The 13,001-nt window shown below is 69.1% G+C and carries 10 protein-coding genes; 8 read left to right on the forward strand and 2 right to left on the reverse strand.

All coding sequences use genetic code 11. The annotated features are described in order from the left end of the window. Positions 1-313: 313 nt before the first annotated feature. The 8 genes from OHA03_RS05935 to OHA03_RS05970 all read left to right on the forward strand — a co-directional run bounded on the left by OHA03_RS05935 (position 314) and on the right by OHA03_RS05970 (position 10,833). On the forward strand, positions 314-4,027 hold the full coding sequence (locus tag OHA03_RS05935) for a nitrate- and nitrite sensing domain-containing protein (RefSeq protein ID WP_267001455.1): 3,714 nt from the start codon (positions 314-316) through the stop codon (positions 4,025-4,027). A gap of 9 nt (positions 4,028-4,036) precedes the next feature. Further along, positions 4,037-4,450: a roadblock/LC7 domain-containing protein gene (locus tag OHA03_RS05940; protein ID WP_024495006.1), complete on the forward strand. Its 414-nt coding sequence runs from the start codon at positions 4,037-4,039 to the stop codon at positions 4,448-4,450. Positions 4,451-4,586: 136 nt separating this feature from the next. Next, positions 4,587-4,994, forward strand: a complete 408-nt coding sequence (locus tag OHA03_RS05945; RefSeq protein ID WP_030978706.1) for a DUF742 domain-containing protein — start codon at positions 4,587-4,589, stop codon at positions 4,992-4,994. Next, complete coding sequence (locus OHA03_RS05950) at positions 4,975-5,556, forward strand: ATP/GTP-binding protein (protein WP_267001457.1); 582 nt, start codon at positions 4,975-4,977, stop codon at positions 5,554-5,556. The genes OHA03_RS05945 and OHA03_RS05950 overlap by 20 nt, the downstream gene beginning before the upstream one ends. Before the next feature lie 359 nt (positions 5,557-5,915). Continuing rightward, the gene (locus OHA03_RS05955) at positions 5,916-9,098 is read left to right on the forward strand and encodes a nitrate- and nitrite sensing domain-containing protein (RefSeq protein WP_267001459.1); all 3,183 of its coding nucleotides are present in this window, start codon (positions 5,916-5,918) and stop codon (positions 9,096-9,098) included. Between the two features lie 10 nt (positions 9,099-9,108). Next, complete coding sequence (locus OHA03_RS05960; RefSeq protein ID WP_267007938.1) at positions 9,109-9,522, forward strand: roadblock/LC7 domain-containing protein; 414 nt, start codon at positions 9,109-9,111, stop codon at positions 9,520-9,522. Between the two features lie 89 nt (positions 9,523-9,611). Continuing rightward, positions 9,612-10,271 carry a DUF742 domain-containing protein gene (locus tag OHA03_RS05965; protein WP_267001461.1) on the forward strand — a complete coding sequence of 220 codons (660 nt, stop codon included), beginning with the start codon at positions 9,612-9,614 and terminating at the stop codon, positions 10,269-10,271. Continuing rightward, entirely contained in the window at positions 10,252-10,833 is a 582-nt protein-coding gene (locus OHA03_RS05970; protein WP_014048542.1) for an ATP/GTP-binding protein, read from the forward strand. Before OHA03_RS05965 ends, OHA03_RS05970 begins: the two co-directional genes overlap by 20 nt. Before the next feature lie 85 nt (positions 10,834-10,918). On the opposite strand, the gene OHA03_RS05975 is transcribed toward OHA03_RS05970, so the two are convergent. Both OHA03_RS05975 and OHA03_RS05980 read right to left on the reverse strand, forming a co-directional pair. Continuing rightward, positions 10,919-11,125, reverse strand: a complete 207-nt coding sequence (locus OHA03_RS05975) for an acyl-CoA carboxylase subunit epsilon (RefSeq protein ID WP_093772301.1) — start codon at positions 11,123-11,125, stop codon at positions 10,919-10,921. Positions 11,126-11,188: 63 nt separating this feature from the next. After that, the gene (locus tag OHA03_RS05980; protein ID WP_030928728.1) at positions 11,189-12,772 is read right to left on the reverse strand and encodes an acyl-CoA carboxylase subunit beta; all 1,584 of its coding nucleotides are present in this window, start codon (positions 12,770-12,772) and stop codon (positions 11,189-11,191) included. Positions 12,773-13,001: the final 229 nt, after the last annotated feature.

Below are 13,001 nucleotides of genomic sequence, written 5' to 3' on the forward strand. Positions count from 1 at the left end.
GCATCCGCCCACCATCAACCGGTTTGCCCCTAAACACTCTCTACGACTTGTCACCCAGCCATCACAACGAGTCACTACGGTCACAGCGTGACGCGGGGGCCTTGTTGGAGATCCGGCACTGTGCTGGAATTCCACGCACCGCCGCGGGTTTCAGGCCGGCGCGCAGGGGCGCAACGCAGCGCCGAGTGGCGGCGGGAAGGGGAAGAGCGCCGGTCACTCACGACCACCATGGGGCGGGAAAAACGCCCCACGACGCCGACACCGTCCCGCCCGTCTACGCGGGGGGACGCCTGGTCCAGAGGTTGCGACGCTAGTGCAGGGACGTTTCAAGAGGGATGGCAGCGCTGCGGCGGAACAGGAGCCGCACGGCGGGACCGACCGCGGTTCCTCGCCCCAGCACGCCCAGAAGCCCGGACCGGCCGCGGCCGGCGACGCCGGCGAGCGCTCCCCGCGCTCGGCCGTCACGGCGAGCAGCGGCGCCGATCCGATCACTCCACGCAAGCCCCGGGGCGCCGTCAGCACCGGCTCACGAATCGCTCTTCGCAACTGGCGCATCAGTACGCGCCTGGTCTCGCTGCTCGCCCTTCCTGTAGTCGCCGCGACCACCCTGGGTGGTCTTCGCATCAACGACTCCATGAACGACATCCAGCAGCTGGACCACATGCAGCTGCTCACCGAGATGACCAAGCAGGCGACCACGCTCGCCCAGGCGCTCCAGGAGGAGCGCGACCGGTCGGCCGGTCCGCTGGCCAACGGGGTCAAGGCCACCGACTTCAAGGTCACCGAGCCGCGCAAGAGGACCGACCGGGCGAAGGCCGCGTTCTTCGACGCCACGTCCGAGATCAGCAACACCGACGGCGACGAGGCTCTCGAGGGCATCTACTCGAGCGTCTCGCAGATCGCCGGCCAGCTCGGACAGATCCGTGACATACGCAAGGAGGCGTATGCGAAGGGCAGCCCGAGCCTTCAGACTGTCGACGCGTACAGCCAGCTGATCACCTCGCTGCTGAGCCTCTCGCAGGACATGGCGCAGGCGACCAGCAACCCCGAGATGATCAAGCGGACCCGTAGCCTGGCGGCCTTCTCCTCCGCCAAGGAGTACGCCTCGGTGCAGCGGGCGATCATCGCTGCCGCCCTGCCGAACAGCGACAAAAAGGACGCGCACCTCGACCAGAACGACCGGCAGTTCGGCCGCGCCGCCCTCCACAAGGAGACGCTGGCGCTGAGATCGTTCGACGTGACCTACACGGCCTCGGGAGAGAGCGCCGAGGAACTGACGTCGACGCTGGAGAGCGCCAACAACCCGGAGAGCAAGGCTGCCGACGCCTACGCGCAGAAGGTGCTCGACAGCCCCACGGGTATGACGGGCGTGGCGCGGCGTTCGTACATGGACTGGTACGACCAGAGCTCCACCAAGATCCAGGCGATGAAGACCATCGAGGCGACCCTCCTCAGCCGCATGGAGAGCAAGGCCCGCGAGCTCCGCGACGAGTCGAAGCGCGAAGCCATCATCAGCGGTGCGCTCATCCTGCTGGTGCTCGGTGTCTCCCTCGTCGGCGCCTTCGTCGTCGCCCGGTCCATGATCCGCTCGCTGCGACGGCTGCAGGACACCGCGACCCGGGTCGCCCAGGACCGTCTGCCGGAGCTCGTCAAGCAGCTCTCCGAGGCGGACCCGCAGGACGTCGACACCTCGGTCGAGTCGGTCGGTGTGCACTCCCGTGACGAGATCGGCCAGGTGGCCGCGGCCTTCGACGACGTGCACCGCGAGGCCGTCCGCCTCGCCGCCGAACAGGCGCTGCTGCGAGGCAACGTCAACGCGATGTTCACCAACCTCTCGCGGCGTTCGCAGGGTCTCATCCAGCGTCAGCTCTCGCTCATCTCCGAACTGGAGTCGCGCGAGGCCGACCCGGACCAGCTGTCGTCCCTCTTCAAGCTCGACCACCTCGCGACCCGTATGCGCCGTAACGGCGAAAACCTCCTCGTCCTCGCGGGCGAGGAGCCGGGCCGCCGTTGGACCCGTCCCGTGCCGCTGGTCGACGTTCTCCGCGCCGCCGCCTCCGAGGTGGAGCAGTACGAGCGCATCGAACTGGCCGCGGTGCCCGCCACCGAGGTCGCCGGCCGCGTGGTCAACGACCTCGTGCACCTGCTCGCCGAGCTGCTGGAGAACGCAACGTCGTTCTCCTCTCCGCAGACGAAGGTCCGGGTCACCGGTCACGCACTGCCCGACGGCCGGGTGCTCGTGGAGATCCACGACACCGGTATCGGCCTCTCCCCCGAGGACCTCGCGGCGATCAACGAGCGGCTCGCTTCGCCGCCCACCGTGGATGTCTCGGTCTCGCGCCGCATGGGTCTGTTCGTGGTCGGCCGGCTGTCCCTGCGTCACGGCATCCGGATCCAGCTGCGGCCGTCCGACTCCGGTGGCACGACCGCGCTGGTCATGCTCCCCGTCGATGTCGCGCACGGCGGCAAGCAGCCGGCACCCAAGCCGGCCGCGGGTCAGCAGCGCGCCGGTGGCAACGGCGCCGTTGCCGGCAACGGAAACGGCAACCGGCCGGGCCTCGGCGCGGCTGCCGGTGCGCAGCGTGGACAGGTCGGTGCGGGCTCCGGTCCGCGGGCCGCACTGCCGGCGCGTGACGGCGGCGGTCCTCGCCAGCCGCAGAACCAGCAGGGCCAGCCGAATCAGCAGGGCCAGCAGCCTCAGCCGAACTCCGGGTTCCAGAGTGCTGGACTCTCCGGCACCGGCCCGCAGGACTTCGCGCGGCAGGAACCGCCGCGTCAGGGCGGCGGGCTCTCCGGCGCCTTCGGCGGCGGCGCACGGCCCGGTGCACCGGGCGGCCAGGGCGATCCCGGTCGTACGGAGCACGGTCAGTCCAACCTGTTCGGTCAGAGCCGGCCGGGGCAGTACGACCAGCCCGGTCAGCCCGGCCACCAGAACGGTCCGGCCGGACGGCAGGCGCCGCAGCCGCAGCAGGCCCGGCACAACGCCCCCGACAACCAGGGCGGCTTCCAGCAGTCCGGCGGCCCGGGCAACCCCGGCCGTCAGCTGCCGCCCGTCGGCGGTCCCCGTGCCGAACTGCCCGGTGGCAACCCGCAGCCGCAGCGCCCGCAGGCCACCAGCTGGGGCACGGAGAACCCGTCGGTGCCACGGCGCAGTCCGCTCGACGCCCCGCGCGGTCACGAGGAGCCCGAGTCCACCGGCCAGTTCCAGCGGCCGATGAACCCGGCCATGGGCCAGCGTCCCCCGCTGGACGACCGGCAGGGCCCCGGCTCCACCGCCGAGTTCGCCCGCCCGGACTTCTCGGCACCGGCCCCGCAGGCCCACCTCTCTCAGCACCAGGACCCGGCGGGCACCGCGCAGTTCGCCCGTCCGGACTTCGGCCGTCCGCAGGCGTCGCAGGACCAGGGGCTGCCGGCTCCGCGTCCTCGCGGCGGGGACAACGAGGACTTCCGTGCCCCGCGTCCGGCCACCGCTCCCGCGGGTGAGGCGCAGTACCGTCCGGTCCTGCCGCCGCAGCCGCAGCCCGAGGCGCTGCCTCCGGCGGGCCCCGGGGACGGTCGTACGCCGCTGTACGACACCCTGGAGACGAACTGGTTCCACGGCCCGCAGCAGGGCGGTCAGCAGCCGCCCGCCGGGCCGCAGGCACCGTCCGTCCCGCAGCAGACCCCGCAGGACCGTCCCGCTGCCCCGATGCCGCGTCGCGGTGCGGGTGACGCGGGCGCCACCACCAGTACCTGGCGTACCTCGCCGAACGACGAACTCGTCCGGCAGGCAGAGCGGGCCAAGAAGCCCGCAGCAGGCGGAATCACCACTTCCGGTCTGCCTCGCCGGGTGCCGCGTGCCAATCTGGTGCCGGGCACCGCCCAGCAGCAGAGTCACCAGTCGGGACCTCAGGTTTCGCGTGCGCCCGATGATGTGCGCGGGCGACTGACCAATCTCCGCCGGGGTATCCAGCAGGGTCGGCAGGCCAACAACGGCTCGTCGACCGGCAGTTTCCCACTCGGCCCCACTCACCAGCAGGAGCGTTAGTTGAGCCCGATGAGTCAGGCCGCACAGAATCTGAACTGGTTGATCACCAACTTCGTGGACAACACCCCCGGGGTGTCGCACACGGTGGTGGTGTCAGCCGACGGACTCCTGCTGGCCATGTCCGAAGGATTCCCGCGGGACCGTGCCGACCAGTTGGCGGCCGTCGCTTCCGGGCTCACCTCGCTGACCGCGGGCGCCTCCCGGATCTTCGAGGGCGGCGCCGTCAGCCAGACAGTGGTGGAGATGGAGCGCGGGTTCCTCTTCCTGATGTCCGTCTCGGACGGCTCCTCGCTGGCCGTGCTCGCCCACCCGGACGCCGACATCGGTCTGGTCGGGTACGAGATGGCCCTGCTGGTCGACCGCGCGGGAACAGTCCTGACCCCCGATCTCCGCGCCGAGCTCCAGGGCAGCCTGCTCCACTGAGGCGGCCATGAACCGGTGACCGACGCGATCCCCCCAGGTACCGCACTCCCACCCCCTCGACCGTCCGGCCGCTTCCTCCCCCCACCGGCCCCTTCAGACGGCAAGCCGACACCAAGCTGTCACGCCCGGAGGATTCATGACCCCGCCACCCGCCTCACCCGATCCGTACGGCGCACTGCACCACGCGTCGTACGAAGGTGAAGGCGACCAGCCGCTGGTCCGTCCGTATGCCATGACCGGCGGCCGGACCCGGCCGCGCTACCAGCTCGCCATAGAGGCGCTGGTATCGACCACGGCCGACCCGGCGCACCTGGGGACTCTGCTCCCGGAGCACCAGCGGATCTGCCACCTCTGCCGTGAGGTCAAGTCGGTGGCCGAGGTGTCGGCGCTGTTGTCGATGCCGCTCGGTGTGGCCCGGATCCTTGTCGCGGATCTGGCGGAAGCCGGCATGGTGGCCATCCACCAGCCGGGCAACGGAGAGGCCGGCGGCGCGCCGGATGTGACACTGCTCGAAAGGGTGCTCAGTGGACTTCGCAAGCTCTAGCGGCGGTGCGGCCCGGGCCACCACCTCGGCAAAGATCGTGGTGGCGGGTGGCTTCGGCGTGGGTAAGACCACGTTCGTCGGTGCCGTTTCGGAGATCAACCCGCTGCGCACCGAAGCCGTGATGACGTCCGCGTCGGCGGGCATCGACGATCTGACGCACACAGGTGGCAAGACCACCACGACGGTGGCCATGGACTTCGGCCGTATCACCCTGGACCAGGACCTGATCCTGTACCTCTTCGGTACGCCCGGTCAGGACCGTTTCTGGTTCATGTGGGACGACCTGGTCCGCGGCGCCATCGGCGCCGTCGTCCTCGTCGACACCCGGCGTCTCGCCGACTGCTTCCCGGCCGTCGACTACTTCGAGAACAGCGGACTGCCGTTCGTCATCGCCCTCAACGGCTTCGACGGACACCAGCCGTACACCCCCGAGGAGGTGCGCGAGGCCCTGCAGATCGGCCCCGACGCCCCCATCATCACGACGGACGCCCGCCACCGCGGCGATGCGAAGAGCGGCCTGATCACGCTGGTCGAGCACGCGCTGATGGCTCGGCTCAAGTAGCCGTGGACTCACCGCAAGTCGGAATGCGGATACGGAAGTTGCTGTAGTCGCACGGGGGTGGACTGTGTCCTTCGACACGATCCGCCCCCGTGTTCATAACGTTTCGACAGAGAATTACTCCGGCTTCAGCACCCGATGCATTCGCCTGGTGTCGCTGTGCTCACATGAGCCCCGCCTTTTGACGGGGCTCGCTCTTTATGCCCGTTTTATCTGAGGCTTGGACCACTCGGAATGGCTGATTCCGACTGTTTGGAACGCGGCCGGTCCCCGTGCTGCAATTCGACGAAACTCCCGAGTAGTACGGCCCTGAACGAAAAACGGCACAGCGTAGGTGCCGACGCCGAGAGGTTGTTGGTCGAGTGAGGCGTAGCAACGAGGGCTCCGCGGCGCAGCAGGAGCGGGGCAACTTCACCCCGCCGCCGCGCAGCGCGGCGCCACCCGCCGAAGTGTCCGAAGAGGCACCGGCCGGCGGCAGTACGAGTCGGCTGTCCCCGCGCAACTGGCGGGTGCCCACCCGGCTGAACGCGATCCTTCTGATCCCTGTGCTGGTCGGCCTGGTCATGGGCGGCTTCCAGGTGAAGGGGTCGATCGACACCTGGAGAGAGGCACAGGACGCCGAGAAGACTGCGCTGATCGTGCGCGCGGCCTCGGAGTACGGACAGGCACTGCTCAACGAGCGTGACCTCTCCGCCCAGCCCCTGCTGTCGAACAAGCGCGACGCAGCCGCCGTCGACCAGGTGTACGCCACCACGGACGCGGCCGCCGCCAAGTTCGACGAGGCCGTGCAGGGCATGCCGAAGAAGGAGGGCCTGCAGCGCCGTCTCCAGCTGTTCAAGCAGGAGGAGCCCAAGCTCCCGGAGCTGCGCAAAGCCGCCTACGCCGAGGCCATGGACCCGGTGAAGACGGAAGAGGGCTACGTCAAGGTCCAGCACTCCCTGATGGAGTTCTGCAACGAGCTCGGCCTGGGCACCGGCAACATCACCAGCTACGGCCGCACGGTCTACGCGATCGAACTGGCCAAGGCCGCAGAATCGCTTCAGCGCTCCATCGGTATGCACCTGCTCGTGCGTCCGAGCCAGGAGAACGCCAAGTTCGGCGCCCAGGTCAAGGCCTTCGGCTCGTACAACTACCTGGAGCAGATCGCACTCGGCGAGTACGTCTCCGGTGGTACGGAGGCCGACTCGGTCCGCCTGAAGCAGGTCATGACCGCCAAGGCGGCCGAGGGCGCCAAGAAACTGAAGGCCGCCAAGGCGCAGGCGGACGCGGCAGGTGTGCCGTTCGTCGCGCCGCCCAGCATCGACGGCTCGGTCTTCGACGGAATGGCCCAGCAGATCGGCCTCGGCAAGTCGCCCGAGGAACTGGCGGCGAAGGGCATCACGCCCGCGACCTGGATGGCCGCCTCCACCGCCAAGTTCGACGGCTACACCACGGTCGAGGAAGAGCTCGTCGACAAGGCGGTGACCGAGGCCGCGAACATCTCGTCCAGCGCCAAGACCGACGCCATCGTCAACGCCGCCATCGTGCTGGTCGCGCTGCTGGCCGCCTTCGTCCTGGCCGGCCTCGTGGCCCGCCAGATGAGCCGCTCGATGCGTCAGCTGCGTACCGCCGCCTTCTCGATCGCCGAGCAGCGGCTGCCGATGCTCGTCGACCAGCTGTCGCGGACCGAGCCGGGCCGGGTCGACACCCGTGTACAGCCGATCCCGATCACCACCCGGGACGAGATCGGCGAGGTCGCCCGCGCCTTCGACCAGGTGCACCGCGAGGCGGTTCGGCTCGCTGCCGAGCAGGCCATGCTGCGAGGCAACGTCAACGCGATCTTCACGAACCTGTCGCGCCGCAACCAGTCGCTGATCGAGGGCCAGCTGACCCTCATCACCGACCTGGAGAACAACGAGGCCGACCCGGACCAGCTGGAGAGCCTCTTCCGGCTGGACCACCTGGCCACCCGTATGCGCCGCAACGGCGAGAACCTCCTCGTCCTCGCCGGCGAGGAGCCGGGCCGCCGCTGGAACCAGCCGGTTCCGCTGGTCGACGTCCTGCGGGCCGCCTCCTCCGAGGTGGAGTCGTACGAGCGCATCGAGCTCTCCGGCGTTCCGGAGACCGAGATCCACGGCCAGGCCGTCACCGACCTCGTGCACCTGCTGGCCGAGCTGCTGGAGAACGCCACCACGTTCTCCTCGCCGCAGACCAAGGTCCGCGTCACCGCGACCCGACTGCCGGACAGCCGCGTGATGGTCGAGATCCACGACAAGGGCATCGGCCTCACGGCCGAGGACTTCGCGGACATCAACCACAAGCTGGCCAACCCGCCGACGGTGGACGCCGCGGTGTCCCAGCGGATGGGTCTCTTCGTGGTCGGCCGGCTCGCCGACCGGCACGGCATCCGGGTCCAGCTGCGCCCCTCGGGCGAGCAGGCCGGAACCACCTCGCTGGTCATGCTGCCGGACGCGATCACGCACGGCGGCGGCGGCGAGCTCGAACCGATCGCGGCCCAGGACGACTTCACGGTCTCCTCGATCATCCCGCGGCAGCAGGCCTTCGAACCGATTCCGCACCAGCCCCAGATGCGTACGGCGGCGGAGCTCGGCTTCGACGACTCGCGTTACGAGGACCCGGCGGTCGACCCCGCACAGCTGGACCCGGTGGGCCGCTCGCTGATGCGTGAGGAGCGCCGCGCCGCGCTGGAGGCCCAGACGGGCGGCGAACGCCCGCAGTTCCAGGAGGACGCGTTCCAGGGCAATGCGTACCAGGACGCCTCCTACGCCGAGGACACGTACGCACAGGACCCGCAGCAGGAGCAGTACCCGCAGGCGGCGTACGACAGTTCCTACAACACGTACAGCGGCGACAGCGGCTACGCCGAGCAGTCCGACTACCCGTCGCAGGGCGGCTATACGGAAGCGGCATATGCCGCTGCCGAGAGCACTCAGCGAGGCTACGAGGACCAGTTCGCCGCCCAGCCCCACCAGGGAGAGTGGGCAGATCAGGGCACGTACCAGGGTGCGTACGAGCCCATATCGCAGGCCGAACCGGAATCTGTCCCGAGCGCTCCCGCCGAGCCGCAGGAGCGCGTAGGCTTCGACCGTTCGGGTCCCACCCCGAACGTCGGCAGCGAGATGACCGATGCCGGTCTGCCGCGCCGGGGCGGTCAGCAGCACTGGCAGCCCACGGGCCGCGGAAACGACCAGTCCGTCGCAGCACAGCAGCAGCCGCAGCAGCAGGAACTGCCGCAGCGGCCGTCGCCCGCGCCGCAGGACGGGAACGGCTCCGACGACTGGCGCTCGACGAACGACGAGCGCTGGGAGCGGGCCGACAAGCTCCGGGAGCCGAAGGCGGGTGGGGTCACCCCGTCCGGACTTCCCCGGCGAGTGCCCAAGGCCAATCTGGTCGAGGGCACGGCGGAGCAGACCCAGCAGGGCGGCCCTCAGGTCTCCCGCGCCCCTGAGGACGTCCGGGGCAGGTTGAGCAACCTGCGAAGGGGCATTCAGCGGGGTCGTAACGCTGGTTCGGACACAAGTAATACCTACAACCAGGAGCGTTAGTGTGAGCCCGATGAGCCAGGCGGCGCAGAATCTCAACTGGTTGATCACCAACTTCGTGGACAACACCCCCGGGGTGTCGCACACGGTGGTGGTCTCCGCCGACGGACTCCTGCTGGCCATGTCCGAAGGATTCCCGCGGGACCGTGCCGACCAGCTGGCGGCCGTCGCTTCCGGCCTGACCTCGCTGACCGCGGGCGCCTCGCGGATCTTCGAGGGCGGCGCGGTGAATCAGACAGTTGTGGAGATGGAGCGCGGATTCCTCTTCATCATGTCCATCTCCGACGGATCTTCGCTGGCCGTTCTCTCCCACCCCGACGCCGATATCGGTCTGGTTGGGTATGAAATGGCCCTTCTGGTCGACCGTGCAGGCACGGTCCTCACCCCGGACCTCCGTGCCGAACTGCAGGGAAGTCTTCTTAACTAGTAGACAGACGGTGCGTCATGCGCCACCGCACCATAAGGTGCGGTGGCGCGGCCCCACTGGGATCGGGACCGGCAGTCGGAGGAGGAATTGTGGCAACACCCCCAGGCGGACACCAGTACGACGGTGGTCAGCAAGTACCGGGCGAGCACGGGGACAACCGTTACAACTTCCCTTCCACGCCCAGCAGACAGGGCTCGCAGCAACCTTATGAGCCGCAGCAGCCGTACCCGCGCCGGCAGACGCAGGACGGCGGGTGGCAGCAGGACGGCGGGTGGCAGCAGGATGGTGGGTGGCAGCAGCAGCAGCCGCAGCACCCTCAGCGCCCGCATCGGATCGAATCGCCCCAGCAGCCCCGCATTCAGACGGTGCAGCCGCGGCGGTCCGCCGAGCCCGCCGCTCCCGCGGCCCACAACCCGCTGGTCCGTCCGTACGCCATGACCGGCGGCCGGACCCGACCGCGATACCAGCTCGCCATTGAGGCGTTGGTCAGTACCACGGCCGATCCGTCGCGGCTGCAAGGGCAATTGCCCGAGCACCAGCGGATCTGCCGGCTGTGCTTCGAGATCAAGTCGGTTGCCGAGATCTCGGCGCTTCTCACGATCCCCCTCGGCGTTGCCCGGATCCTCGTAGCCGACCTGGCCGAGGCCGGACTCGTCGCTATCCATCAGCCCGGCGGCGACGAGTCCGCCGGTGGCCAGCCAGATGTGACACTGCTCGAAAGGGTGCTCAGTGGACTTCGCAAGCTCTAGCGGCGGAGCAGCCCGCTCCACTACCTCCGCGAAGATCGTGGTGGCAGGGGGCTTCGGCGTGGGTAAGACCACGTTCGTCGGTGCCGTTTCGGAGATCAACCCGCTGCGCACCGAAGCCGTGATGACGTCCGCGTCGGCGGGCATCGACGATCTGACGCACACCGGGGACAAGACCACCACGACGGTGGCCATGGACTTCGGCCGTATCACCCTGGACCAGGACCTGATCCTGTACCTCTTCGGTACGCCCGGTCAGGACCGTTTCTGGTTCATGTGGGACGACCTGGTCCGCGGCGCCATCGGCGCCGTCGTCCTCGTCGACACCCGGCGTCTCGCCGACTGCTTCCCGGCCGTCGACTACTTCGAGAACAGCGGACTGCCGTTCGTCATCGCCCTCAACGGCTTCGACGGACACCAGCCGTACACCCCCGACGAGGTGCGCGAGGCCCTGCAGATCGGCCCCGACACCCCGATCCTGACCACGGACGCCCGCCACCGCGCGGACGCCAAGAGCGCGCTCATCACGCTCGTGGAGCACGCGCTGATGGCGCGCCTGCGGTAGGCTCCGGCAGCCGTACGAAGAGGCCCCGCACTCCCGAGGGAGTGCGGGGCCTCTCGCGTGCTGCGGGCCGTCTGCTGGGCCGTTGTCAGCCCTGCCAGGAGTGCGGGGCGCGGAAGCCCGGGGTGCGCTCGAGGCGGCGCCAGCCGGCGTGGGTGCGGCCGCGGTGGGCCGGGGCGGCGGCGGGGGTGGCGGCTGCGCGGGCGAGCAGGACCGCGGTTATCGCGGCCAGCTCCTCGGGGTCGGCAAGACCCTTCTCGACGCGCAGCACGGACTCGGCAGGAGTAGTGCTCATGGATGTCTCTCCGTCTTCTCGGCAGTGCGTGGCGGGCTGTGCGGGGTGGTGCACCGGCCGCGGCTACTGCGGGGGGTTGCCGTGCTTACGGGACGGCAGATCGGCGTGCTTGGACCGGAGCATCGCGAGCGAGGCGATCAGCACCTCGCGCGTCTCGGCAGGGTCGATGACGTCGTCGACCAGTCCGCGCTCTGCGGCGTAGTACGGATGCATCAGTTCGGCCTTGTACTCCTTGACCATGCGGATCCGCATGGCCTCCGGGTCCTCGGCGTCGGCGATCTGCCGACGGAAGATGACGTTGGCGGCACCTTCGGCGCCCATGACGGCGATCTCGTTGGTGGGCCAGGCGTAGGTCAGGTCGGCACCGATGGACTGGCTGTCCATCACGATGTACGCACCGCCGTACGCCTTGCGCAGGATCAGCGAGATCCTCGGCACCGTGGCGTTGCAGTACGCGTAGAGCAGCTTCGCCCCGTGCCGGATGATTCCACCGTGCTCCTGATCGACGCCGGGCAGGAAGCCGGGTACGTCCAATAGAGTGATGATGGGAATGTTGAATGCATCACACATCTGGACGAAGCGGGCCGCCTTCTCGGACGCCTCGATGTCCAGGACCCCCGCCAGGGACTGCGGCTGGTTGGCGACGATGCCGACGACCTGACCGTCGAGCCGGGCCAGGGCGCAGATGATGTTGCGGGCCCAGCGCTCGTGGATCTCCAGGTAGTCGCCGTCGTCGACGAGCTCCTCGATGACCTTGTGCATGTCGTACGGGCGGTTGCCGTCGGCGGGCACCAGGTCGAGCAGGACGTCGCCGCGCCGGTCGGCCGGGTCGTCGCTCGCCACGGTGGGCGGGTTCTCCCGGTTGTTCGACGGGAGCATCCCGATCAGGTAGCGGACCTCGGCGATGCAGGTCTCCTCGTCGTCGTACGCGAAGTGCGCGACGCCCGAGGTCTCGGCGTGCACATCGGCGCCGCCGAGGCCGTTCTGCGAGATCTCCTCGCCGGTGACCGCCTTCACGACGTCCGGTCCGGTGATGAACATCTGGGAGGTCTCGCGGACCATGAACACGAAGTCGGTGAGGGCGGGGCTGTAGGCCGCGCCGCCCGCGCACGGGCCGAGCATCACGCTGATCTGCGGGATGACGCCGGAGGCTCGGGTGTTGCGCTGGAAGATGCCGCCGTATCCGGCGAGCGCGCTGACACCCTCCTGGATCCGGGCCCCTGCGCCGTCGTTCAGCGAGACCAGCGGGGCACCCGCCGAGATCGCCATGTCCATGATCTTGTGGATCTTTGTGGCGTGGGCTTCACCCAGGGCGCCGCCGAAGATCCGGAAGTCGTGCGCGTAGACGAAGACCGTACGGCCTTCGACCGTGCCCCAGCCGGTGATGACACCGTCGGTGTACGGCTTCTTCTCCTCCAGGCCGAATCCGGTCGCCCGGTGCCGGCGCAGCTGCTCGACCTCCTTGAACGAATCCGGGTCCAGGAGCAGCTCGATGCGCTCACGGGCCGTCAGCTTGCCCTTGGCGTGCTGCGCCTCGGTCGCCCGGTCACTCGGTCCGCGCCGCGCCTGCTCACGCAGTGCCAGCAGTTCGGCCACCCGGCCACGGGTGTCTGTCGGCTCGCCCGGGGTTTCGTCCACAACGGTCATGTATCGACCCTACGAAGCCGACCAAGAGAAACCTGCCGTCGACTCTGCACAGTCTCCCGACCCGTTTCCTGGTGGAGCCGGACAGAACCCTTGCGCCATGCAGGCGAACCACCAGCCCGGGACCGTCCCCGTTTGTACAGGCTCCACAAAGTCTCACTGTGGCGTACTGCACACACCGGTGAGTCCCGGGCATCCCTCGCCTGTGCGTCCTGCGCCTTCCGGGAGTCCT

It is taken from the genome of Streptomyces sp. NBC_00154, assembly GCF_026342835.1.
Lineage (GTDB): Bacteria > Actinomycetota > Actinomycetes > Streptomycetales > Streptomycetaceae > Streptomyces.